A 24,791-nucleotide genomic window follows, 5' to 3' on the forward strand; every position below is an offset into this window, starting at 1 on the left:
GGGTTTGCTTTCTTTTATTCTTTGTCGACCAAGGTGCGTGCTTTTTCTACATCTTCGCGATAGGCTTCAAAAATATTCTTGAGCGCATCGGACATCGTAGTGGTTGGCTTCCAACCTAGTTCGCTCATTGTGTTATCAATTGCTGGCACACGATTTTGAACGTCTTGATAACCTTCACCGTAGTAAGCGCCAGAAGTAGTTTCTACAATCTTCACTTCATTAGCAGTCTTCGCATATTCAGGAATGCTGCGAGCAATTTCTAGCATCTGATTTGCGAGTTCACGAATAGAGTGATTATTTTTTGGATTGCCGATGTTGTAGATCTTGCCGTTAGCAACACCATCTTTGTTGTCGATGATGCGCATTAAGGCATCGATACCATCGTCAACATAAGTAAAGGCGCGCTTCTGGGCCCCACCATCAACAACGTTAATAGATTCGCCACGAACAATATGACCCAAGAACTGAGTCACAACGCGGGAAGAGCCTTCTTTTGGTGTGTAGATGCTGTCTAAGCCTGGGCCAATCCAGTTAAATGGGCGGAAGAGGGTAAAGCGTAAGCCTTCCATGCCGTAACCCCAAATCACACGATCCATCAGCTGTTTAGAGCAAGCATAGATCCAGCGTGGCTTATTGATTGGACCGTAAACCATATTGGACTTAGCGGGATCGAACTCACTATCCTCACACATTCCATATACTTCAGATGTGGATGGGAATACCAAATGCTTTTTGTATTTCACTGCAGAGCGCACGATTGGTAGATTGGCTTCGAAATCGAGCTCAAACACTTTGAGTGGCTGCTGAACATAAGTTGCTGGTGTGGCAATAGCAACCAAAGGCAAGATGACATCGCACTTACGGATGTGATACTCAACCCATTCTTTATTGATGGTGATGTCACCTTCAAAGAAGTGCATGCGCGGATGATTTACTAAGTCACCAAGACGATCGTTTTGCATATCCATGCCATAGACATGCCAATCGGTTGTCTCAAGAATGCGCTTGGAAAGGTGGTGACCAATAAAACCGTTAACACCAAGAATGAGTACTTTTTTCATCTTTACTGCCTCGTTTTAATCTAATTTATTTGCTTGCTGGAAACCATTCCAAGATTTCTACTACTTGGCGGTCGCCGCAAATGCCGAATACCCGATTATCAACCACTTGGATGCCGCAAACCCCAAGATCGAGATTGGCTGGAAATGGCCCATTTAGGCTAGTGCGGCCAACAATCATGGTCTTACCGTCATAGTCTGCAAAGGCGCCTGGATAGGGCGGTGCAACGGCTCTGACAAGGTCATGAACCTGTTTGGCAGTCTGATTCCAATGAATTTGGCCATCCGCGGGCTTTCGACCCCCAAAATAGCTCCCTTTTTCGAGCTCATTAGGCTTACGGGGAATATTTCCTTGAATCAAGCTAGGCAAGACCTGCTTAATGACGGTCACAGCGGCCTGGCTTACTTTGCCAAATACATCGGTAGCGGTTTCATTTGGGCCAATACTGACGGCTGCTTGCCCAACAATATCTCCTGCATCCGGCTTTGCTTCCATGACATGCAAGGTAGCACCGGTTTCTGTTTCGCCATGCAGGATGGCCCAATTCACTGGCGCACGTCCGCGATATTTTGGTAGAAGTGAGCCATGCATATTGAGAGCAGCAATTTTTGCGCACTTCAGTATCTGCTCCGGAATCATGAAGCGATAGTAGAAGGAAAAGATGTAATCCGGCGCAAGCGCTTGAAGCTTCGGAATGAGGTCTACCAATTCATTTGCATTAGGTGTGATGTACGGAATATTTTTCTCAGCACACAGTTTGGCCACACTCCCAAACCAAACATTTTCATTGGGATCATCTTGATGGGTGACCACGAGATCAATTTGTATGCCAGCGCTGAGAAGTGCCTTCAGGCAATTAACACCTACATCGTGATAAGCAAAGACGACTGCGTGCAATTATTTTTTCTCTAAAACAGTTTGCACAACATAACGAGGACGTTTGCGAATTTGCTGATAGATACGACCAATATATTCACCTAAAAGACCAAGCCCAAAGAGCATGACACCAATCAGGAAGAAGGTCAGCGCGAAGAGTGTAAATACTCCCTCAACCTCAGCACCTAGAACGAAGCGACGCACTAGTAGGTAGGCGAAAAGGCTGCCAGCAGCAAGGGATAAGAGCATGCCGAGAATCGAAAAGATCTGCAGTGGCATGATTGAAAACCCGGTAACCAAGTCAAAGTTCAAGCGAATGAGTTGATATAGGGTGTATTTAGATTCACCAGCAAATCGCTCCTCATGCTTAACTGAGATCTCAACTGGGTTAGCGGAGAAGGTGTAAGCCAGCGCTGGAATAAAAGTGTTGCTCTCATCGCATTGGCGAACAAGGTCAATAATGCGACGGCTATAGCCACGTAACATACAACCTTGATCAGTCATCGTGATGCGTGTAATGTTTTCACGCAAACGATTCATGGCGCGTGAAGCGAATTTTCTAAAGAAGCTATCTTGACGGTCTGCGCGAATGGTGCCGACATAGTCGTGACCTTTTAGAAGTTGCTCGGTAAGCGCATCAATCTCTTCTGGTGGATTTTGTAAGTCCGCATCCAGGGTAATAATGTATTCGCCCTTGGCGTATTCAAAGCCAGCCATGATCGCCATATGTTGACCAAAGTTGCTATGAAATAAAACAGCGCGAGTGACGTCAGGGCGTAATTCCACCTGCTTAGAAAGAATGCCGGCGGAGCGATCTTTGCTACCGTCGTTGACGAAAACGATTTCGTAAGTAATTTTGCGTTTAGCGGCAAGCGTATCAAGCGCCGGGTAGAGGCGATCAAAGAGAGCTTGGAGACCATCTTCCTCGTTATAGACGGGAATAACAATACTGAGTGTTGGGTTGGCAACTAAATTGGCAGTCATGCAGCAATTTTGCCTGATTCTCAGGGCTCAACCCCAATAACGCTAGTTTTTGCGGTATTTCTGCAAAATTCCGATCAATCCCTTGGCTATACGGCCAATATCCTCATCTGCCATTGCGGGGAATAGAGGAAGTGTGAGGATGGATTTACCGATTCGTTCTGCAATCGGTGTGTCGGAGCTTTTATAGCCTTCGTTTTTATACAGCGTAAAGCCTGTAATAGCGGGGTAATGAACGCCAGTGCCAATACCCAAATCTTTTAACTCAGTCATGACTTGGGCGCGATCTGTATTTAACTGATCAAGCGGTAAAACCACTTGGAACATGTGCCAGTTACTTTCAGTAAAGTTTTCAACTGGAAGTTCTAACTTCAAATTCTCTAATGCAGCAGCTTTTAATTCAGCGCGAATGACATCAAAGTATTGGCGCGCTAAAGCAGCGCGACGTGCTTGATATGCAGGCAGCTGTTTGAGTTGTTCAAGACCAATTGCCGCATTCACATCGGTCAAATTATCTTTGCCACCCAATACATCGACGTCCATACCGTCCATGCCTTGACGGGTTAATCCCTGCAGGCGGAATTTCTCAGCAAGCTTTGCTTCATCTGCGTTGTTGAGCACAAGGCAACCACCTTCAATGGTGGTGAGATTCTTGTTTGCTTGAAAACTAAAGCTGACTAAGTCACCAAAGCTACCAATCCTCTTGCCTTTCCATTGGGATCCAAAAGCTTGTGCTGCATCCTCAATGACACGAAGATTGTGTTGCTTTGCCAATGCATAGAGTTGATCCATATCAACAGGTAGGCCGGCCAAATAGACCGGCATGATTGCTCGCGTCTTTGGCGTGATTGCAGCAGATATTTTATTGAGGTCAATATTGCGCGTGACCGAATCGATATCTACAAACACCGGTTTAGCACCTACACTCAAAATGACATTCGATGTTGCCACCCAAGAGATTGGAGTAGTAATCACTTCGTCACCAGCACCAATACCTGCAACTTGTAAGGCAATCTTCATCGTTGCAGTGCCGTTAGCAAAACAGCGGACGGTGCGACCGCCAAAGTAAGTGCTTAAGCTCGCTTCAAACTCTGCCAGCTTTGGACCTGATGTTACCCAACCAGAACGCAATACTTCCGAAACGGCGTCAATCGTTTCTTGATTGAAGCTAGGACGTGTGAAGGGAATGAATGGTTGGCTGGAGTCTGACATGATGTCTTATATTACTTTAATGCGTTACTGCATCACATTCGATGCATCTGGATGTTTCACAATGACTCTACGAGAATCGCGATCAACTTCTTGCATTGGAAAATTTTGCGCCTGAAGTGCATCAAACTGTTCTGGAACCATGATCGCGTAGGCCGTTTGGTCTTCTTTCCAGCGGGCGATAAATGCATCTAAGGTCGGCATCCAGAGGTCAGGCTCTTGGTTGACGCCAAACTCTAGCTCATCGGGGGATTCAACCATGATCATCGTTCTACCTAAATAGAAGGGCACGGTGTGATCTAAAAGACGAACAGAATAGAAATTTACTTTTTCAGGAATGGATGCTTTCACTCGTCCTACGAGATCAATACCCGAGACGGTACGACCTAATGTCTCATGACCTGTTCCCGCAATGATGGCGCACAGAAAAAATCCGCAAGCAAAACTCACGATACTTTGAATGCCATTGCGTTTACTTTGCCATGCGGCATAAGCGCTAAAAATAATTAGCGCTATCAATGCAGCAATCACCCAGTAAGTGTATTGCGCATACGCATTAATCTCATCAGGTCTTGCTTGTTTGCCGATGGCATCCAAAAAGAAAAATCCAATGCATCCCAAAATGGAGAAACCTATTGTTTGTAATTTCCAAGGCAATGCCATCGTATTCGTATGACCAAGCAAGCGATCTAATCGATTGCCAATGAGTAGGGCAAGCGCAGGAAATACTGGGATGATGTAGCCGGGTAATTTGGAGCGCGAGATGCTGAAGAACGCAAAAATAACTACAAACCAGCAGACTAATAACCATCCAGCAGAAAACTCACGGCGGCGCTCGCTCCAGGCTTGTGCAATTGATCCTGGGATCTGTAGAAACCAGGGAAGCAGCCCAATTAGTAGCAGTGGCACAAAGTAATAAATAGGACCTGTTCTGCTGTGAGCATCCTGTGTGAAACGTTGTAGATGCTCATGAATGAAGAAGAATTCTAAAAACTCAGGATTGCGCTGTGCCACCAAAATAAACCAAGGCGCAGTGATTGCTAAGAACAAAATAGTTCCACTAAATAAACGAAGCCGAGTCCAAATTTTCCAATCCCAAGTGCTAATGGAATAAGCAATAAAAACCATTGCAGGAATTGCGGCGCCAATAACACCTTTAGATAAAGTTGCTAGTGCCATGAAAGCCCAACATGCCCACATCCAATTTCTACAACTGTTTTTATTTTGAGAAGTTTGTGCCAGCAATAGACTGCAAAGTGCAGCGACTAAAAAAGCAGACAAGCCCATGTCGAGCGAATTGAAGTGACCGCTGATAACCCACATCGGACTTGAGGCCAATACAACGGCGGCTAACCATCCTGCTCGAGCGTTATAAATTCGAGCGCCAGTAAATCCAACTAAGAAAATGGTGAGAAATCCAGTAAGTGCAGTCCAAAGGCGTGCTTGCCAATCGCCAATACCAAACGCTTGAAATGCTGCTGCAGTAGCCCACGCTTGCAATGGTGGTTTTTCAAAATACTTGTAGCCGTTGTATCTAGGCGTAACCCAATCACCGGTTACGAGCATTTCTCGGGCGATCTCGGCGTAGCGTCCTTCATCGGATGGGATGAGATGGCGGTAGTTCAATGTGCCAAACCACAGCAAGCCATAAATAATGACCAGCAACAAAATTTTGCCCGGATGCAGGGCTGATGACTGCCGAATTTGGCCAAATTGCATTAAACGGGCTCCACAATCAGAGCTAGCAGGACCTGACGTCCTTCGCCCACCAGGATGTTGTATGTCCGGCAGGCGGCCTGAGAATCCATGATTTCAAAGCCAATTTTGGCGGAAATCAGGGCTTTAAGGAGTTCTGGCTTAGGAAAGCGCTGGCGTTTGCCAGTCCCAATAAGGATTAATTCTGGTTTTAAATCAACGAGTTGCGAGAAGTGATGGGCTTCCAAGTCGTCAAATGACTGGGCTGACCACTCTGAGATGGCGCCATCCGAGCTCAGGACAACAGCATGGGCGTAAGGAGTCTTATTGATCTCTACGTAACCATCGCCGTAGCCAGTGATCGTATTCGCTCCGGAATGGGGGTCAGATTGAAGCTTCAAGTGGACTCTCTGTCATAATTATGTGGATTATAGCTAGCTGTTTTTTCTCATATTTCAAGAACTTACCCATTAATTTATTGTGAAACCAATCCGAAAGTCCCAAAAGCTCGATAACGTCTGTTATGACATACGTGGGCCGGTGCTCGAGCTTGCTCAGCGCATGGAGGAAGAGGGTCACAAAATCATCAAATTAAACATCGGAAACGTAGGGGTTTTCGGTTTTGATCCTCCTGAAGAGATTCAGTTGGACATGATTCGCAACTTAAGCAACGCCTCAGCATATTCGGATTCCAAAGGAATCTTTTCGGCTCGTAAGGCAATCATGCAGTACTGCCAAGAAAAAGGTATTCAAGGTGTAGCCTTGGATGACGTTTACACAGGTAATGGAGTTTCTGAACTCATCGTGCTGTCGATGAATGCGCTCTTAAATGATGGCGATGAAGTCTTGGTGCCAACGCCTGACTATCCACTGTGGACGGCTGCAGTGAGTTTGTCGAGTGGTACGCCTGTGCACTATCTTTGCGATGAATCCAAAGATTGGGCTCCAGACTTAAATGATCTGCGCAAAAAAATTACGCCGCGCACTAAAGCAATTGTGGTGATTAATCCAAACAATCCTACTGGCGCAATTTATTCCAAAGAAGTTTTGCTCGAGTTAACAAACATTGCTCGCGAACACGGTTTGATTTTGTTTGCCGATGAGATTTACGACAAGATGTTGTATGACGGCGAGAAGCATATTTCTCTTGCATCTTTGTCAACTGATGTAGTCACTATTACCTTCAATGGTCTTTCTAAGAATTACCGTTCATGCGGCTATCGCGCAGGCTGGATGATTGTCTCGGGTGATAAAGAGATGGTGCGCGATTACATCGAAGGCTTAAACATGCTGGCCTCAATGCGCCTTTGCGCAAATGTGCCAGGCCAATATGCAATTCAAACTGCATTGGGCGGCTATCAAAGCATTAATGACTTAGTGGGCGATGGCGGTCGTCTTGCAAAGCAACGTGACCTTGCCTGGAAACTGATTACCGATATTCCAGGTGTCACTTGCGTGAAGCCTAAGTCAGCTTTGTATTTATTTCCAAGGTTAGACCCAGAGGTTTACCCAATTGAAGATGATCAACAATTTGTTGCTGATCTTCTAAAAGAAGAAAAAGTATTGTTAGTGCAGGGCTCCGGTTTTAACTGGGGTAAACCTGATCACTTCCGCGTAGTGTTCTTGCCTCACGAAGATGTGTTGAAGGAGGCTATTGGTCGCCTTGCACGTTTTCTGGAGCGTTATCGTAATAAGCACAGCCGTAAGGCTTCTTCAACTGCAGCAAAGGCATCATGAAACCGATTCAAGTAGGTCTTTTAGGTATTGGCACTGTTGGTGGTGGCGTATTCACTGTTCTCGAACGTAACCAAGATGAGATTACCCGTCGCGCTGGGCGTAGCATTCGTATTAATACGGTTGCTGATTTAAATGTAGAGCGTGCCAAAGAATTGGTTAAGGATCGTGCGCAAGTGGTGAGCGATGCACGCACCGTGATTAATAACCCAGAGATTGATATTGTTGTTGAGTTGATTGGTGGTTATGGAATTGCCAAGGACTTGGTTCTAGAGGCGATTGCTGCTGGTAAGCACGTAGTGACAGCCAATAAGGCTTTGATCGCTGTACACGGCAATGAGATTTTTAAAGCTGCGCATGACAAAGGCGTCATGGTTGCTTTTGAGGCAGCAGTAGCAGGCGGTATTCCAATTATTAAAGCTTTGCGTGAAGGCTTAACTGCCAACCGTATTGAGTGGATCGCCGGCATCATTAATGGCACAACCAATTTCATCTTGTCAGAGATGCGCGACAAAGGTTTGGATTTCCAGACAGTACTCAAAGAAGCGCAACGCTTGGGTTACGCAGAGGCAGATCCAACTTTCGATATTGAAGGCGTAGACGCAGCGCATAAAGCGACCATCATGAGTGCGATTGCATTTGGTATTCCAATGCAGTTTGAAAAAGCACACATTGAAGGCATCACTAAGTTAGACGCAATTGATATTAAATACGCCGAGCAATTAGGCTATCGGATTAAGTTGCTAGGTATTGCCAAGAAAACACCAACTGGTGTTGAGTTGCGCGTACACCCAACACTCATTCCATCGAAGCGTTTGATTGCAAACGTTGAAGGCGCTATGAATGCCGTGCAAGTGTTTGGCGATGCTGTTGGCACTACCTTGTATTACGGCAAGGGCGCAGGCTCTGAGCCAACCGCTTCCGCTGTGATCGCAGACTTGGTAGACATTACCCGCTTATTAAATGCCGATCCTGAGCATCGCGTTCCATATTTGGCCTTCCAGGCGGATGCCGTTCATGACACACCAGTGCTGCCAATTGGCGAGATCACCACTAGCTACTACTTGCGCTTGCGTGTAGCTGATCAAGCTGGCGTATTGGCAGATATCACCAAAATTTTGGCTTCACATGGCGTTTCAATCGATGCGCTCTTGCAGAAAGAGGCTGATGAAGGTGAGAGTCAAACTGATTTGGTTGCCTTGACTCACGAAACCAAAGAAAAGAACATGCTTGCCGCGATTAAAGAGATTCAAGCTCTTAAAACTGTTGCCGGTGAAGTCGTGAAGATCCGTTTAGAAAATCTGTCTTAAGTAAAACTCAGCAAAATACATGCGTTACCAGTCCACTCGCGGCAATAGTCCGCAACAATCCTTCTTAGAAATTTTGTTAGGCGGATTGGCGCCTGATGGCGGCCTGTATTTGCCCGTTCAATATCCAAAGGTCACTGCAGCACAGTTGGATTCTTGGCGCGGTTTGTCTTATGCTGATTTGGCTTACGAAGTTTTAAGTCTGTATGCCGACGATATTCCTGAGGCTGATTTGCGCGCACTCTTGCGTAAAACATATACCGAGCAGGTTTACTGTAATGGACGTCCACAGGACAACGCAAAAGACATTACCCCGATACATTGGTTGGGTGAAGAGCACGGAACTCGTATTGGTCTATTAAGTCTCTCAAATGGACCTACTTTGGCCTTCAAAGACATGGCTATGCAGTTGCTCGGCAATCTCTTTGAATACGCTCTTAAGAAAAAAGGTCAGCATCTCAATATTTTGGGCGCAACTTCTGGCGACACTGGTAGTGCTGCTGAGTATGCAATGCGTGGCAAAGAGGGCGTGAAAGTATTTATGCTTTCACCTCGCGGCAAGATGAGCGCCTTTCAATCTGCGCAAATGTATTCCCTGCAAGACCCAAATATTTTTAACTTAGCAGTGGCTGGCGTCTTTGATGACTGCCAAGATATTGTGAAGGCAGTGAGTAACGATCATGCTTTCAAAGCAAAGAATCATATTGGTACAGTGAACTCCATTAACTGGGGGCGTGTAGTGGCTCAGGTGGTCTACTATTTTCAAGGGTATCTTCTGGCAACAAAGTCTAGCGCTGAAAAAGTGTCATTCACAGTACCATCTGGAAACTTTGGTAATGTTTGTGCCGGTCATATTGCGCGCATGATGGGATTGCCGATTGAGCATCTGATTGTGGCGACCAACGAGAATGATGTCCTGGACGAGTTCTTCCGCACTGGCATCTATCGGGCGCGCAAGTCCGCTGAGACACTGCATACATCCAGCCCATCCATGGATATCTCTAAAGCCAGTAATTTTGAGCGTTTTGTATTTGATTTCATGGGTCAAGACGGCAAAGCTACAGCAGGCATGTTTAAGCAAGTAGATGAAACTGGTGGCTTTGATATCTCTAAAGATGATGTTTTCAAAGATCTGGGCAAGTATGGTTTTCAATCAGGTCGTAGCACTCATGAGAATCGCTTAGAGACTATTCGCGACATTGATCAGCGCTATGGCGTCATGATCGACACGCATACTGCTGATGGCGTGAAAGTGGCTCGGGAACACCTGCAGGCTGGTATTCCAATGATTGTGCTGGAGACAGCGCTACCGATTAAGTTTGAGGAAACCATTGAGATTGCTTTGGGTCGACCTGCTGAATGCCCGCCTGCATTCAAAGATATTAAATCTAAGCCACAGCGTGTAGAAAATATCGATGCCGATGTAAATCAAGTTAAAGCTTTCATTACAACGCATCTTGGTTAATCGACTTAACCCAAAACTTTAAGCAACAAGCAATCATCCTATGACAAAGCCACCAATGTTGACTGCGCAGCAGGCCTTAGACCATTTGCTGTCAAATGCAGTGACGGTCAATGAGAGCGAAATGGTAAACACGCAAGCGGCATTGGGCAGAGTTCTGGCCGAAGATGTAAAGAGTTTGGTAGATGTACCACCATTGGATAACACCTCAATGGATGGTTATGCGGTTCGCTGTGCTGATATAGCGACACCTGGACAAATATTAAAAATTGCTCAACGTATTCCAGCTGGCTCTATCGGAAAGCAATTAGAGCCTGGTACTGCCGCCAGAATTTTCACTGGCGCTCCTGTTCCCCCTGGTGCCGATGCCGTTGTAATGCAAGAAGATTGCACGGTTGAGGGTGGATCTGATCAAGTGACTATTAATGTTGCACCCTCATCGGGTCAATGGATTCGTCGTAGTGGTGAAGATTTAACAACTGGCAAGACTTGCTTGACTGCGGGCACATTCTTGCGCCCTCAAGAGTTAGGTGTTGCCGCTTCTGCCGGCTTAACGCATCTCAAAGTAAAACGTCGCGTGAAAGTTGCGGCATTCTTTACGGGTGATGAGTTAGCGCTTCCGGGTGAACCATTAAAACCTGGCGGTATCTATAACTCCAATCGCGATACCTTATTGGCTTGCCTGAAGTCTTTGGGTTGTGATGCTACGGATTTAGGTATTGTTCCCGATCGCTTGGATGCAACACGCGAAGCATTGCGAAAAGCCAGCAAAGATCATGACTTAATAATTACCTCTGGCGGCGTATCAGTTGGCGAAGAAGATCATATTAAGCCTGCAGTTACTGCTGAGGGAAGATTAGATCTTTGGCAAATTGCCATCAAACCGGGTAAGCCACTAGCATTTGGTGCGGTACGTAAATCAAGCGAGCCTAAAGACGGTGAAGCTTGGTTTGTTGGATTACCTGGGAACCCAGTTTCTAGCTTTGTCACTTTCTTATTGTTTGTTCGTCCATTTATTTTGAGGCTCCAAGGACGCGAAGCAAAGCTTCCCCAATCGTATTTAATGCGTGCGGACTTTGATTGGCTAAAGGCCGATCGTCGCAATGAGTTCTTGCGCGTTAAGATTAATGATCAAGGCGGTCTTGATTTGTACCCAAATCAAAGTTCAGGTGTACTTACTAGCGCCTCTTGGGGTGATGGCCTAGTTGATTGCCCGCCAAATCAGCCAATCAAGTCTGGTGAGTTGGTGAAATACATCCCATTTGATGCACTCCTCAAATAATCGGTTTACGATTAGCTCATGAAACTCGAATTACGATTCTTCGCCTCATTGCGTGAGGCTCTTGGTGTCTCGCAAGAGAGTGTTTCTGTTCCGGCAACAGTTAAAACGATTGCTGAACTCAGGACACATCTTATCGAGCGCGGCAACCCCTGGTCTGAAGTGTTAGCAGAAGGCAAAGTATTGCGCTGCGCCCTTAATCAACACATGGTTGATGCCAATACCGCTCTTCAAGACGGGGCTGAAGTAGCTTTCTTTCCTCCGGTAACCGGTGGCTAGTATGTCCAATTCATCTATTCGTGTTCAAGAAAGTGATTTTGATCTTAGCGCTGAAATAGCGGCACTACGCAAGGGTGATCCACGGGTTGGCGCGGTAGTTTCTTTCTTGGGCACTGTCCGGGATATGAATGACGGTAGTGAAGTAAGGGGTATGACGCTTGAGCATTACCCCGGCATGACCGAAAAGGCATTACAAGAAATTCTGGATCAAGCCAAGGCACGTTGGGACATCTACCAAACTCTGGTGATTCATCGGGTGGGGCCGCTCTTGCCAGAGGATCAAATTGTTCTTGTTGCAGTTACCAGCGCTCACAGGGGAGAGGCTTTTGCTGCCTGCGAGTTCATCATGGACTACCTTAAAACGGCAGCTCCATTTTGGAAGAAAGAAGATACGCCTGAAGGTGCTCGTTGGGTGGACTCCCGCGTGACTGACGAGGCTGCAATGGCCCGATGGAATAAAACCTAAGCCGTATTTCGTATTTCGCAAGAGAGATTCAAATGAAAAAATTAGTTGCCTTGCTATTGACTGCTATTGCTATTGGTGTATGTGCTGCAGAGAGGCCTGTTGTTAAGATTGAAACAGGCAGCTTGCAAGGTGTGATTGAGTACAACATGCAGGCGTTTAAAAATATTCCCTACGCCGCCCCTCCTGTGGGTGACTTGCGCTGGCGCCCTCCGCAACCAGCGCTTGCTTGGAATGGAACACGTGATGCTAGTAAGTTTGGCGGAGCTTGTCCGCAGCAATATATTAAAAATCTTAACGATGGTCTTGGACTGCCGGGTAGCGAGGATTGTTTAAAGCTCAACGTCTTTACACCCTCTAAACCTAATAAGAATTTGCCAGTCATGGTTTGGTTCCATGGCGGCGGTTTAATCGTAGATGGCGCTAAAGATCCACAGTTCACCCCAATCAATTTGGTGAAGAATGGTGTCATCGTTGTTACGGTTGACTATCGTCTTGGATCATTGGGCTTCTTTGCTTCAAAAGAGTTGATTGAGGAAGCAAAAGCTAAGGGTGAGCCAGTAGGCAATTACGGCACTATGGATCAAATTGCCTCTTTAAAGTGGGTTAAAAAGAATATTGAGGTATTTGGGGGAGACCCCAATAACGTAACAATCTTTGGTCAATCAGCTGGTGGTAGAAGTGTTACTTGGTTAATGGTTTCTGATGCAGCTAAGGGGTTGTTCCACAAGGCGATTGCTCAAAGCGCGCAACAAAGTCCTTTAAGGGGGATGACTGAAAAGCGTTTTGGCTTAACACCAGAGGTGGATATAGGCGCTAAATTTATGGCTGCTCTTGGCGCAAAATCATTAGCTGAATTAAGAAAATTACCAGTTCAAAAACTAGTACTTGATGGCAATTCTTACTATGCTGGTGAGTTTGGCGGTCCTTTTGTGGATGGTCAGATTTTGAAGGGCGACCCCATTCCTTTATTTGCCGCTGGTAAGCAGGCGAAAGTGCCTTTCATGATCGGCACAAACTCATTTGATAGTGACTTCATGTTGCCTGGCGAGCCTGCCTTGGATGTCTTTTTGAAGAATGTGCACGAAGACCCAAAAATTATTGAGCAGCTTTATGCCAATGTAAAAGATAAATGTATTTTGAATTCTTTTGTAATTCAGGATCTGATGTATCGCGCCAGTACCAAATTATTGGCAAATAGCATGAATGGTATTGCCCCCGGCTACGCCTATTACTTTGATTACTTAACTCAAAATATTCGAGCCGCTTTACCGGGTGCGCCTCATACATACGAGATACCTTATGTCTTTGGTAGTTTGGGATTGGTAACCCAAGCTCCTAAGCAGGCTCTAACTGGCGTGAATCAATGCGATCGAATTGAAAAAGATATTGCTGGGTTCAAGAAAACGCATGTCTGGCCAAAAGACTGGTTTCCGATTGTGGATAAAAATAACCCTCAGGATCAAGCAATGTCAGAGAGGTTATCTGCTAGTTGGGCAGCATTTGCCAAAACCGGTAATCCAAATGTGAGTGGTCAGGCAAACTGGCCCATGTACAACCTGAATGCAGATGTTATGAGAAATTTTTCACCTGGCTCAGAAACGATTACAGGATTATTTAAAGATCGGGTGGCTTATCAAGCTCTGCATTTAAGAGAAATCTATGCGATCGAGCGTGTAAAAGACGCCTTCTAAAATTCAAGTAAATAGCAGATCAACCACCCTTAAGGGTGGTTTTTGTTTTTAAAGAATGCTAGCTTTTCAGAGCGGGGAAGTTGCTTTAATTTGATCTCTGCCTTTGAGGCCTCAGATCGATCGGGGTGCTCTTGTGTAGCTAAAAGAACAACTGGTCTGCGAGCTCTTGTATAGCGAGCGCCTTGCCCTGAGTTGTGAGCTTCTAGGCGATGCTCTAGACGGTTTGTAATGCCGGCATAGTACGTGCCGTCAGAGCATTCTAGAAGGTAAACAAGCCAGGTCAAAATGGGTCAAATTAGGGTTAAAAAGGGCTCAAAAACCCTTGAAATTGGCGATATTGCCCTTATATTCTATAGATAGATATATGGAGTGCATAAATGAGAATAGATAAATTAACAACTAAGTTTCAAGAGGCCCTAAGTGAGGCCCAAAGTATCGCTTTAGCCAAAGACAACCAATATATTGAGCCGGCCCATGTGTTGCTGGCAATGTTGCGTGATTCTGATGGTGGCGCAAAGAGCTTGCTAACAAGAGCAGGCGCCAATGTCGCTGGCCTTGAAAAAGGTGTGGAAAAGATTATCAGCAACCTTCCCGAAGTGCAGGGCACTAGCGGGGAAGTTCAGGTTGGCCGTGATCTCAGTAATTGGTTGAACTTATGTGAAAAAGAAGCCAATAAACGCAATGATCAATTCATTGCGGGTGAACTGTTTTTATTAGTTGTAGCAGACGACAAAGGCGAGCTAGGCAAGGTTGCTCGTGAGAATGGCTTAAATCGTAAATCGTTAGAAGCGGCTATTGATTTAGTGCGCGGAGGAGAATCAGTGAATAGTGCAGATGCTGAAGGTCAACGTGAGGCCTTAAAGAAATACACCGTGGATTTAACTGAGCGCGCTCGCATGGGCAAGCTTGATCCAGTAATTGGGCGTGATGATGAGATTCGTCGCACCATTCAGATATTGCAGCGCCGCGGTAAGAATAACCCCGTGCTGATTGGTGAGCCGGGTGTAGGTAAGACTGCGATCGTTGAAGGCTTAGCCCAGCGCATTGTGAATGGTGAGGTTCCTGAAACACTGAAGAACAAACGTGTCTTAGTGTTGGATATGGCTTTGCTATTGGCTGGCGCCAAATACCGTGGTGAATTCGAGGAGCGTTTAAAGGCGGTTCTCAGTGACGTTGCTAAAGATGAGGGTCAAACCATTATCTTTATCGATGAGATTCATACGATGGTTGGTGCTGGCAAAGGTGATGGCGCAATGGATGCTGGCAATATGCTCAAGCCTGCCTTGGCACGCGGTGAGTTGCATTGCATCGGCGCAACAACCTTAGATGAATATCGCAAATATATCGAAAAAGATCCTGCGCTAGAGCGCCGCTTCCAAAAAGTGATGGTTGAAGAACCAAGTGTTGAGGCAACGATTGCAATCTTACGTGGCTTGCAAGAGCGCTATGAGCTTCATCACGGCATTGAGATTACTGACCCAGCAATTGTGGCTGCTGCCGAGTTGTCACACCGCTACATTACCGATCGTTTTTTACCAGATAAGGCTATCGACTTGATTGACGAGGCCGGTTCACGTATTCGTATGGAGATTGACTCCAAGCCTGAGGTAATGGACAAGCTTGAGCGTCGCCTCATTCAGCTCAAGATTGAGCGCGAAGCAGTTAAAAAAGAAAAAGATGAAGCATCACAAAAGCGTCTTGGTCTTATTGAAGAAGAGATCAAGCGTCTTGGTGCCGAGTATGCTGATTTGGAAGAAATCTGGAAAGCAGAGAAGGGTGCCGTACTTGGTGCTGCCAATCTGAAGGAAGAGATTGAAAAGGTTAAGGCTGATATCGCCAAGTTACAGCGTGATGGCAAGTTAGAGCAAGTTGCTGAGTTGCAATATGGCAAGCTGCCTGAGCTCGAAGCTAAGCTTAAATCTGCTGCGGCTGCTGAAGCGAAGGGCGACAAAGATGGCGTAGTGAAGAATAAATTACTACGAACTCAAGTGGGCGCAGAAGAAATTGCTGAAGTAGTTTCTCGTGCGACAGGTATTCCAGTTTCTAAGATGATGCAGGGCGAGCGCGATAAATTGCTCAAGATGGAAGAGCTCTTACATAAGCGTGTCGTTGGTCAAGAGGAAGCTATTCGCGCAGTGTCTGATGCGATCCGTCGCTCACGTGCTGGCTTGGCAGAAGAGAATCGTCCTTATGGTTCATTCTTATTCCTTGGGCCTACTGGCGTTGGTAAGACGGAGCTTTGCAAGGCATTGGCTGGTTTCTTGTTTGATAGTGAAGACCACCTCATTCGTATTGATATGAGTGAGTTCATGGAAAAGCATAGTGTTGCGCGTTTAATTGGTGCGCCTCCAGGCTACGTTGGCTACGAAGAGGGTGGTTATTTAACCGAGCAAGTTCGTCGCCATCCATACAGCGTGATTTTGTTCGATGAGATTGAGAAAGCACATCCAGATGTCTTTAACGTTCTCTTGCAAGTACTAGATGATGGCCGCTTAACTGATGGTCAAGGCCGTACAGTAGACTTTAAGAATACGGTGATTGTGATGACCAGTAATATTGGATCTCATTTGATTCAATCAATGGCCGATAAGAAGCAATCTGAAATCAAGGAAGCGGTTTTTGAGGAATTGAAAAATCATTTTCGTCCTGAGTTCTTGAACCGTATCGATGAGATCGTCGTATTCCACGGCTTAGACAAAGGCAATATCGCTAATATCGCGAAGATACTGCTCAAAAACTTGTCGGATCGATTGGCAAAAGTGGATATGCAGCTTGATGTTAGCGATGCAGCCCTCAATAAGATTGCGGAGGTGGGTTTTGATCCTGTCTTTGGAGCAAGACCGCTGAAGCGGGCTATCCAGCAGCACATTGAGAACCCTGTTTCCAAGATGATTCTGGAAGGCAAGTTCGGCCCTAAGGATGTAGTCCCTGTAGATGTTGATAAGGCCGGCGAATTTAGCTTTAGCCGTCAGGTTCACTAAGTAGTAGTTTCATTATTTCAGCAGGAATATCCCTGCGCCAGTAAACTCGGTACATGACTGTTGCGCTTAGTAGGCGTGCCAGTGATGTCCGGGTTATTGGTCTCATTAGCCTAGCTCACGGCAGCTCTCATTTCTTTCATTTAGTGCTTCCTCCCATGTTTCCATGGTTGAAGGATGCTTTTGCATTGAGTTATGCCGAGCTCGGTTTACTCATGTCAGTTTTCTTTGTGGTGTCTTGCATTGCTCAAGCCGCCTCAGGATTTTTAGTGGATCGCATTGGCGCAAGGCCAGTTCTGTTTAGTGGTATTAGCTTACTGATTCTTGCGGCCTTGGTGTATACACAAAGCAATGGTTATGCCATGCTCTTAATGGGGGCGGTTATCGCAGGTTGCGGTAACGGTATTTTTCATCCTGTTGATTACACACTCATTAATCACAAGGTGTCACCTCCTAATCTACCGTACGCCTATTCAATGCATGGAGTCACGGGCTACCTAGGTTGGGCGGCAGCGCCTGCCTTCATGGTTGCCATTGCCCAATTCAGCGATTGGCGTATTGCATTCTTAAGCGCAGCCCTGCTGGAGGCTTGTATCTTGGCGGTTCTATGGGTCAATCGAAGCTATCTTCTAGATAACGTCAAAGAGCGCCATGATGATACTCAAGCAAGCAACCAAGCCGCTAATCCTGGGGTTGTGCAGGAAAGTGCATTTGCATTTTTGAAGTTAACTGCCGTATGGTTATGTTGGATTTTCTTTTTCTTCAGCATGGCTTCTACTTCAAGTCTGCAATCCTTTGCACCAAGTGCATTGTTTTCCATCTATCAAGTCCCATTAGATGTGGGAAGTTATTACATTACCTTATTAGCGCTTGGTAGTGCTGGCGGTGTTTTGTTCGGTGGATATTTAGCTGCAAAGTTGAAAGCGCCTGAACGTATCGTGACATCCTGTTTATCTGTAACGATAGTGATGTGTTTGTTACTAGGCACTGGATTTATTCCAGCCGGTCTTATTCCGATCTTATTTTTTGGCTTAGGCTTTGGCTACGGTGTTGTTGCTCCTTCACGAGATCTTTTGGTGAAAACGGTAACTCCGAAAGGTGTTGCTGGACGCGTTTATGGAATCGTTTATTCAGGAATTGATTTGGGTGCTGCAGTAGGGCCTTTTATCTTTGGCTTCTTTATGGATGCCGGACTTCCAAATGCATTATTCCTAGGTATTGTTGCCTTCCAGCTCATGATTATTCCAACGGTATTTAAGGTGTCTGCCGGTATTGCGCCAAAAACCGCTTAGTTAAGCTCTAATAATTTCATAATATGAAATGTCATTACGCTGCGTAAAATGCGGCGCAATTAGTAGCCTCTCAATTTATTCCAGACCGTGGGCATTCATTCCACATAGTAAAAATATAACTTTAAGTTATTGAATTTAAATAACTAAATATTTTTAAAAATATCCCATATTTCGCTTGCTTGCTTTTTTGAACTGTCTAAACTCTTATATAAGACATAAGACTTGAACTGGTCTTAAGAGTCCTCAAATTTTGAAGTACTTGTTTAACTTAGGGAGAAAAACATGGCAGATCGCAAAGCAGAAATCGCAGCACTACAAAAGGACTGGGATACCAATCCACGCTGGAAAGGTATTACACGTGGCTATACAGCTGAGGACGTTGTACGTCTTCGTGGCTCATTGAAGATTGAGCACACATTAGCTAAGCATGGCGCAGAGCGTCTTTGGGATTTGGTAAATAATGAAGCTTACGTTAACTGTTTAGGCGCTTTGACTGGTGGCCAAGCAATGCAACAGGTTAAGGCTGGCGTTCAGGCAATTTACTTGTCAGGTTGGCAAGTTGCTGCTGACGGCAATTCATATGCAGCTATGTACCCAGATCAATCTTTGTATCCAGTTGATTCAGTACCAAAGATGGTTGAGCGTATCAATAACTCATTCCAACGCGCTGACGAAATTCAAACAGCTAAAGGCATCAATAAAGGTGATCCAGGTTATATCGAGTATTTCGCACCAATCGTTGCCGATGCTGAAGCCGGTTTCGGTGGTGTATTGAATGCATTCGAATTAAGCAAAGCATTGATCAAGCAAGGTGCTGCTGGTGTTCACTTCGAAGACCAATTATCTTCTGTTAAGAAGTGCGGTCACTTGGGTGGCAAGGTATTGTTGCCAACTACAGAATCTGTACAAAAATTGATCTCTGCACGTTTAGCTGCTGACGTAATGGGTGTTCCAACTATCATTTTGGCTCGTACCGATGCTGAAGCTGCTGACTTGTTGACATCTGACTACGATGCAAATGACAAGCCATTCTTGACAGGCGAGCGCACAGCTGAAGGCTTCTATAAGACACGTAAAGGCTTGGATCAAGCGATCTCACGTGGTTTGGCATACGCTGCTTACGCTGATATGGTTTGGTGTGAAACAGGTACTCCTGACCTCGAGTTTGCTCGTCAGTTTGCCGAAGCAATTCGTGCGAAGTTCCCAGGCAAGATGTTGGCTTACAACTGCTCACCATCTTTCAACTGGAAGAAAAACTTGGACGACGCAACCATTGCTAAATTCCAACGTGAATTAGGTGCAATGGGTTACAAGTACCAGTTCATCACATTGGCTGGTATCCACTCTATGTGGTACAACATGTTCGACTTGGCACAAGACTACATGCAGCGCGGTATGACTGCATACATCGAAAAAGTGCAAGAGCCAGAATTTGCTGCTCGTGATCGTGGTTACACATTCGTTTCACATCAGCAAGAAGTTGGTACTGGTTACTTCGATGACGTAACTACTGTTATTCAAGGTGGTAAGTCTTCTGTAACTGCATTGACTGGTTCTACTGAAGAAGAGCAGTTCCACTAAGAAATCCCTAAGTAGTACGTAGTAAGCAGTAACACACCAATACTGCCGCGGCATCTAAATTACCCCACAAGGGTGACTTAGATGCCGTTTTCGTTTACATTCTTTCCATGACTAATTGCGTACTCTGTAAAGACGAACTCAAGCCCGAAGAGGGGCAACTTATTTGGCGCGGTGATGACTGTCGAGTCATCATGGTGAATGATCCCGATCTGCCTGGTTTCTGTAGAGTAATCTGGAATCGCCATGTGGCCGAGATGACTGATCTGAGTTATGGAGAGCGCGATCACCTTATGACTTTAGTTTTTGCTGTCGAAGAGGCTGTGCGTCACGTAATGCATCCTGATAAAGTCAACATTGCTGCCTTAGGCAATATGGTTCCCCATATTCATTGGCATGTTATTCCCAGATTTAAAGATGATGCTTTTTTTCCTGGATCCGCTTGGTCTAAGAAGACTCAAGAAACGAAAGCATCTACATTGGAAGCCAGAAGAAAAAAATCTCAAGAATTGCCGGCAGCTATTAAGTCTGTCATTGCCAATCTTTCTTAAGCTAGTTTTTTAAGAGCCTCAAGATAATTTTCTGGGCTCAGCGGCTGTCCTTCACGCTGCGCTTCCCACATAACTTGTCCTAGACATTCCATCATGACGTGTTGTGCTTCATGCATAGAGCCAAGCTTTTGCGATAACTTATCAGCAATCTCTTTGATGCCAGGGGGCTGATTAATTGAGATCTGCTCGCTAATGGACAGATGCATCGATAAATGCAAGAAGGGATTAGTTTCACCGCGTTCAGGCGTGTAATCCTGATCTAAGGCGCCTTCAGGATCAGCAAGGAGGTCGTGATATTCAGGGTGTTCAACCATCCAATCGCTGGCAAGCGTTTCCATCGGATCAAGAATCTGATTCTCAGTCTTCTTCTTCCAGGTGTCACAGAAAAAGCGACGCACTTCTTCACGAGTTGGGTTAAATATCGCCACGAACTTTTCCTTTGCCAGTTTTTTGTTTGAAGCCGCATAGTGGCTCAACTATGCATTGTGCGCAATCTGGGTTGCGCGCCTTGCAGGTATATCTACCGTGCAGAATAAGCCAATGATGGGCATCTAATAAGTATTCTTTAGGTACACGTTTGAGTAATTGCTCTTCTACTTTCACAACATCTTTGCCAGGTGCTAGACCTGTTCGGTTGGATACTCTAAAAATGTGAGTATCGACAGCGATGGTGGGCTGTCCAAAAGCGGTATTCAGAATAACGTTCGCAGTTTTTCTACCGACGCCAGGTAGCGCCTCTAGTTCTTCGCGAGTCTGAGGAACTTCGCCCCCATGTTTTTCCAAGAGTAGTCGGCAAGTTTCTTGAATATGTTTGCCTTTGGAATTAAACAAACCAATATGCTGGATATAAGGTCTAACGCCTTCCTCACCAAGATCTAAGAGGGCCTGCGGAGTATTGGCAACCTTATAGAGCTCGCGCGTCCCCTTGTTCACCGATACATCAGTCGCTTGAGCAGATAGCAGTACCGCAATTAATAGTTCAAATGGCGAGCTATATTCCAGCTCAGTTTCTGGTTTGGGATTATTCGCTTTGAGCTGCTCAAAAAAAGCACGACGCTTTTCTAGATTCATCATTTCTTTTCTTGTGCACGTGCGATAGCGGCAGCAATGATGGCGCGTTTGCGTTCCTGCTCTTTAAATTCTTCTTCAGATTGGGGTGATTCGCTGTTAACAGACTGCAATTTAGCCGCAGCCTTTTTGGCGAGTCGATCATCATTATCTTTTTGCTCTCGATCTAATCGTATGTCACGTTCGTGATAGCGCTTGCGAGCGATATCAGCAAGATCGGGTGACCAAGCATCCCAGCCAGTTTTATCTCCAGTGACATTAATCATGCTGATGCAATCAACAGGACATGGTGGAATGCAGAGGTCGCAGCCTGTACACCATTCAGTCAGCACAACGTGCATTTGTTTAGAGGCACCAACAATCGCATCAACAGGGCATGCCTGAATACATAGCGTGCAGCCAATACATTTCTGTGGATCGATAAACGCTACTGGACGGGGGCGTTCTACGCCGCATTCTGGATCAATGGTGGGGTGAAGTTCAAATGCATCTTGTGGGTATATAAGTATCAGAACCTTGCTTAGGCGTTCAATGCCCTCTATGCCGCCGGGAGGGCAGCGATTTGGTAGGGCTTCGCCACTCGCCATGGCCTCTGCGTAACCACGGCAATCTGGGTAGCCGCACTTAGTGCATTGCGTTTGCGGAAGAATATCCTCAAGTTGATCAACGAGTTTATTGGCTTGGCTCATGGAAATTGCTTGCGGGGTTCTTATTAAAATTAAAGGCTCCGAAGAGCCCTTAATTTATGCAGACTTGGTAGTCCGAGTAGCAGTTTTCTTCGTGTTCTGATGTTCACGAATGAACGTCTTAATCTTTGGATAAACCTTCTCGCGCCAACGACGTCCAGCAAAGATGCCGTAGTGTCCTGCACCAGCAACTTCATAGTGGTCTTTATTCTCTTTTGGGATGCCCGCACATAAAGCATGGGCTGAACGTGTTTGGCCGCTTCCAGAGATGTCATCCAACTCACCTTCAACAGTCAAAAGCGCAGTCTTTTTAATGTCCTGTGGTTTCACGAGTTCGCCAGCAACTTTCCATGTGCCATTTGGCAATGAATAGTCTTGGAAAACAGTCTTGATGGTGTCTAAGTAGAACTTGGAGTCCAAATCTAATACAGCGTTGTACTCATCATAGAAACGAATATGTGCTTCAGCATCCTGTTCGTCGCCGCGTACTAAGTTTTGGAAGTAATCCCAATGGGACTGCAAATGATTTTGCGGGTTCATGGCGATAAAGCCTGTGTGCTGCAAGAAGCCTGGGTATACACGACGGCCAGCGCCTGGATAGTTGGGCGGAACGTTATAAATCACGTGACTTTCAAACCATTCGTAAGATTTTTGGTCTGCCAAGTTATTTACTGCAGTTGGTGATTTGCGTGCATCAATTGGACCACCCATCATGATCATCGAAGCTGGAGTTGCTTCACCAGCTGATGCCATTAATGAGATTGCGCCTAGAGTGGGAACTGTTGGTTGGCAAACGGAAATCACATGTAAATCTTTTGCGCCAATGGTGCGAATGAATTCTTGTACGTAGTGGACGTAGTCATCAAGACCAAATTCACCATCTTCAACTGGAACCAAGCGTGCATCAATCCAATCGGTGATGTAAACCTTGTGATCTTGCAGGAGTGTGCGCACAGTGTCACGCAACAATGTGGAGTGATGTCCAGATAACGGGGCAACAATTAATACAACTGGATCTTCTTTAAGTTTCTTAATGACTTCGACATCATCAGAGAAGCGCTTGAAGCGTACTAAGTTACAAAATGGTTTTGCAACTGCAGTTCTTTCATGGATGGCAACTTCTTTGCCATGCGCCATTACAGAGCGAATACCAAATTCTGGCTTCTTGTAATCTTTGCCTAAGCGGTAGAGGAGTTCATAGCTAGCTGCTAAACGGTCAGATCCTGGAACTTTAGAAGCAGGATTAGAAGCATTAATAAAAGCTTCTGAAGCAGCTCTTGCCCATGAACTAACTGGTTGAAGTAGGGCTTTTTGAAATTCGTGTAACTGATATAGCATGGTGCCTCCGGTAATTCAGGATATCCGCTTGTTACGCTAAGACGCGGGCGATTGCTTTAGCCACTTTATCAATATTTTTAGTATTGAGGGCTGCCACACAAATGCGTCCAGTAGAGAGGGCATAAATGCCATCTTCTTTCTGTAAGCGCTCAACTTGCTCGGCCGTTAAGCCTGAGTAAGAAAACATTCCACGCTGCTTCTCGATAAAAGCAAAATCTTGCTTCACACCTGCAGCAGCGAGTTTTTCAACGAGACCGTGACGCATCGCTTTAATGCGATCACGCATTTCTGCCAACTCATCTTCCCAGAGCTTGCGCAGTTCTGGGGAATTCAAAACAGCAGCAGCAATTGCGGCGCCATGAGTTGGTGGATTGGAGTAGTTGGTACGAATCACGCGTTTCAATTGTGAAAGTACGCGAGTAGATTCATCTTTACTTTGTGTCACGATAGACAATGCTCCAACACGCTCACCATAGAGTGAGAATGACTTGGAGAAAGAGCTCGATACAAAGAAAGACATGCCTGATTCAGCGAAGAGACGAACTGCAACACCGTCTTGCTCAATCCCAGCCGCAAAGCCTTGGTAAGCCATATCCAAGAAAGGAATCAAGCTTTTGTTTTTGCATATATCGATTACTTGGCGCCATTGCGCTTCAGTAATGTCTGCGCCAGTTGGGTTGTGGCAGCAAGCGTGTAACAACACGGTGGTGTTCTTTGGGAAAGACTCTAAGGACTTCACCATGCCGTCAAAATCAACACCACGAGTTTTGCCATCGAAGTAGGTGTATTCAACCACTTCAAATCCAGCAGATTCAAAAATGCCGCGATGGTTTTCCCAAGTAGGATTGCTAATCGCGCAAGGTGCATTTAAGTTGAGACGTTTAATAAAGTCAGCGCCAACGCGTAAGGCGCCAGTGCCACCCAAACATTCGGCGGTTACAACACGTCCATCTTTGATGAGTGATGAGTCAGCGCCAAACAATAAGTTTTGCACTGCACTGTTGTATGGGTTTGGTCCCTCAATAGGGATGTAACTGCGAGGTGAGTGCTTTGCAACAATTGCCTCTTCAGCTTTAATTACTGCCTTTAAAAGTGGAACCTTGCCTTCGTCTGTGTAATACACGCCAACGCCTAAGTTCACCTTGTCGGCGCGTTGGTCTGCAACGTAGGCTTCTGTGAGGCCAAAAATAGGATCTTTAGGGGCTAATTGAACTGAGGCAAACAGGGTCATTTGGGCTTGAAATTGAGGGTTATAGGGTGGT

Annotated in this window: 23 protein-coding genes; 11 read left to right on the plus strand and 12 right to left on the minus strand. The window is 45.7% G+C overall.

What is annotated here, in order from left to right:
* Positions 1-14: 14 nt before the first annotated feature.
* From QMF28_RS02505 to QMF28_RS02530, 6 genes are read right to left on the minus strand one after another with little or no spacing between them, the layout of a single operon-like run.
* Positions 15-1,061, minus strand: coding sequence for a bifunctional UDP-4-keto-pentose/UDP-xylose synthase (locus tag QMF28_RS02505; protein WP_068322225.1), 1,047 nt, complete (start codon positions 1,059-1,061; stop codon positions 15-17).
* A gap of 25 nt (positions 1,062-1,086) precedes the next feature.
* Positions 1,087-1,956, minus strand: a complete 870-nt coding sequence (locus QMF28_RS02510) for a formyltransferase (RefSeq protein WP_281743086.1) — start codon at positions 1,954-1,956, stop codon at positions 1,087-1,089.
* A complete protein-coding gene (locus QMF28_RS02515; protein ID WP_281743087.1) occupies positions 1,957-2,919 on the minus strand; it encodes a glycosyltransferase in 963 nt (320 codons plus the stop codon). It abuts the gene before it with no gap.
* Between the two features lie 42 nt (positions 2,920-2,961).
* The gene (locus tag QMF28_RS02520) at positions 2,962-4,128 is read right to left on the minus strand and encodes a DegT/DnrJ/EryC1/StrS family aminotransferase (protein ID WP_281743089.1); all 1,167 of its coding nucleotides are present in this window, start codon (positions 4,126-4,128) and stop codon (positions 2,962-2,964) included.
* A 24-nt stretch (positions 4,129-4,152) separates the two neighbouring features.
* Positions 4,153-5,844 carry an ArnT family glycosyltransferase gene (locus QMF28_RS02525; RefSeq protein WP_281743091.1) on the minus strand — a complete coding sequence of 564 codons (1,692 nt, stop codon included), beginning with the start codon at positions 5,842-5,844 and terminating at the stop codon, positions 4,153-4,155.
* A complete protein-coding gene (locus QMF28_RS02530) occupies positions 5,844-6,221 on the minus strand; it encodes an Mth938-like domain-containing protein (protein WP_281743092.1) in 378 nt (125 codons plus the stop codon). The genes QMF28_RS02525 and QMF28_RS02530 overlap by 1 nt, the downstream gene beginning before the upstream one ends.
* A gap of 79 nt (positions 6,222-6,300) precedes the next feature.
* On the opposite strand from QMF28_RS02530, the gene QMF28_RS02535 reads away from it, so the two are divergent.
* Genes QMF28_RS02535 through QMF28_RS02565 form a run of 7 tightly spaced genes read left to right on the plus strand, consistent with a single transcriptional unit; the run spans position 6,301 to position 14,038 of the window.
* Positions 6,301-7,557 carry a pyridoxal phosphate-dependent aminotransferase gene (locus tag QMF28_RS02535; protein ID WP_068322243.1) on the plus strand — a complete coding sequence of 419 codons (1,257 nt, stop codon included), beginning with the start codon at positions 6,301-6,303 and terminating at the stop codon, positions 7,555-7,557.
* Complete coding sequence (locus QMF28_RS02540; RefSeq protein ID WP_281743093.1) at positions 7,554-8,864, plus strand: homoserine dehydrogenase; 1,311 nt, start codon at positions 7,554-7,556, stop codon at positions 8,862-8,864. Before QMF28_RS02535 ends, QMF28_RS02540 begins: the two co-directional genes overlap by 4 nt.
* 19 nt (positions 8,865-8,883) lie before the next feature.
* A complete protein-coding gene (thrC, locus tag QMF28_RS02545) occupies positions 8,884-10,326 on the plus strand; it encodes a threonine synthase (RefSeq protein ID WP_281743095.1) in 1,443 nt (480 codons plus the stop codon).
* Between the two features lie 55 nt (positions 10,327-10,381).
* Positions 10,382-11,605 carry a molybdopterin molybdotransferase MoeA gene (locus tag QMF28_RS02550; RefSeq protein WP_281743597.1) on the plus strand — a complete coding sequence of 408 codons (1,224 nt, stop codon included), beginning with the start codon at positions 10,382-10,384 and terminating at the stop codon, positions 11,603-11,605.
* 18 nt (positions 11,606-11,623) lie between these two features.
* Positions 11,624-11,881, plus strand: a complete 258-nt coding sequence (gene moaD, locus QMF28_RS02555) for a molybdopterin converting factor subunit 1 (RefSeq protein WP_068322255.1) — start codon at positions 11,624-11,626, stop codon at positions 11,879-11,881.
* 1 nt (position 11,882) lies between these two features.
* Positions 11,883-12,347, plus strand: a complete 465-nt coding sequence (moaE, locus tag QMF28_RS02560; protein ID WP_281743096.1) for a molybdopterin synthase catalytic subunit MoaE — start codon at positions 11,883-11,885, stop codon at positions 12,345-12,347.
* 32 nt (positions 12,348-12,379) lie between these two features.
* Positions 12,380-14,038, plus strand: coding sequence for a carboxylesterase/lipase family protein (locus QMF28_RS02565; protein ID WP_281743097.1), 1,659 nt, complete (start codon positions 12,380-12,382; stop codon positions 14,036-14,038).
* Between the two features lie 29 nt (positions 14,039-14,067).
* Here the strand turns inward: QMF28_RS02565 and QMF28_RS02570 are convergent, their stop codons facing one another.
* The gene (locus tag QMF28_RS02570) at positions 14,068-14,322 is read right to left on the minus strand and encodes a GIY-YIG nuclease family protein (RefSeq protein ID WP_068322262.1); all 255 of its coding nucleotides are present in this window, start codon (positions 14,320-14,322) and stop codon (positions 14,068-14,070) included.
* A gap of 93 nt (positions 14,323-14,415) precedes the next feature.
* On the opposite strand from QMF28_RS02570, the gene clpB reads away from it, so the two are divergent.
* The 4 genes from clpB (at position 14,416) to QMF28_RS02590 (ending at position 20,437) form a co-directional block, all read left to right on the plus strand.
* Positions 14,416-17,019, plus strand: coding sequence for an ATP-dependent chaperone ClpB (gene clpB / locus QMF28_RS02575; RefSeq protein WP_281743098.1), 2,604 nt, complete (start codon positions 14,416-14,418; stop codon positions 17,017-17,019).
* Between the two features lie 53 nt (positions 17,020-17,072).
* Positions 17,073-18,308: an MFS transporter gene (locus QMF28_RS02580; RefSeq protein WP_281743099.1), complete on the plus strand. Its 1,236-nt coding sequence runs from the start codon at positions 17,073-17,075 to the stop codon at positions 18,306-18,308.
* A gap of 282 nt (positions 18,309-18,590) precedes the next feature.
* Complete coding sequence (gene aceA, locus QMF28_RS02585) at positions 18,591-19,889, plus strand: isocitrate lyase (RefSeq protein ID WP_068322277.1); 1,299 nt, start codon at positions 18,591-18,593, stop codon at positions 19,887-19,889.
* A 107-nt stretch (positions 19,890-19,996) separates the two neighbouring features.
* Positions 19,997-20,437 (plus strand): HIT family protein, encoded by a 441-nt coding sequence (locus QMF28_RS02590; RefSeq protein ID WP_281743101.1) that lies wholly within the window; start codon positions 19,997-19,999, stop codon positions 20,435-20,437.
* Here the strand turns inward: QMF28_RS02590 and QMF28_RS02595 are convergent.
* Genes QMF28_RS02595 through QMF28_RS02615 form a run of 5 tightly spaced genes read right to left on the minus strand, consistent with a single transcriptional unit; the run spans position 20,434 to position 24,760 of the window.
* A complete protein-coding gene (locus QMF28_RS02595; RefSeq protein WP_068322552.1) occupies positions 20,434-20,859 on the minus strand; it encodes a DUF1841 family protein in 426 nt (141 codons plus the stop codon). The genes QMF28_RS02590 and QMF28_RS02595 overlap by 4 nt on opposite strands.
* Complete coding sequence (gene nth / locus QMF28_RS02600) at positions 20,852-21,508, minus strand: endonuclease III (protein WP_281743599.1); 657 nt, start codon at positions 21,506-21,508, stop codon at positions 20,852-20,854. Before nth ends, QMF28_RS02595 begins: the two co-directional genes overlap by 8 nt.
* Positions 21,508-22,194: an electron transport complex subunit RsxB gene (gene rsxB, locus QMF28_RS02605; RefSeq protein WP_281743103.1), complete on the minus strand. Its 687-nt coding sequence runs from the start codon at positions 22,192-22,194 to the stop codon at positions 21,508-21,510. Before rsxB ends, nth begins: the two co-directional genes overlap by 1 nt.
* Positions 22,195-22,248: 54 nt before the next feature.
* Positions 22,249-23,529 (minus strand): polyhydroxyalkanoate depolymerase, encoded by a 1,281-nt coding sequence (locus QMF28_RS02610; RefSeq protein ID WP_068322295.1) that lies wholly within the window; start codon positions 23,527-23,529, stop codon positions 22,249-22,251.
* A 31-nt stretch (positions 23,530-23,560) separates the two neighbouring features.
* Positions 23,561-24,760 (minus strand): amino acid aminotransferase, encoded by a 1,200-nt coding sequence (locus tag QMF28_RS02615; protein ID WP_068322299.1) that lies wholly within the window; start codon positions 24,758-24,760, stop codon positions 23,561-23,563.
* Between the last annotated feature and the right edge of the window lie 31 nt (positions 24,761-24,791).

This window comes from Polynucleobacter yangtzensis, assembly GCF_027924165.1.
GTDB lineage: Bacteria > Pseudomonadota > Gammaproteobacteria > Burkholderiales > Burkholderiaceae > Polynucleobacter > Polynucleobacter yangtzensis.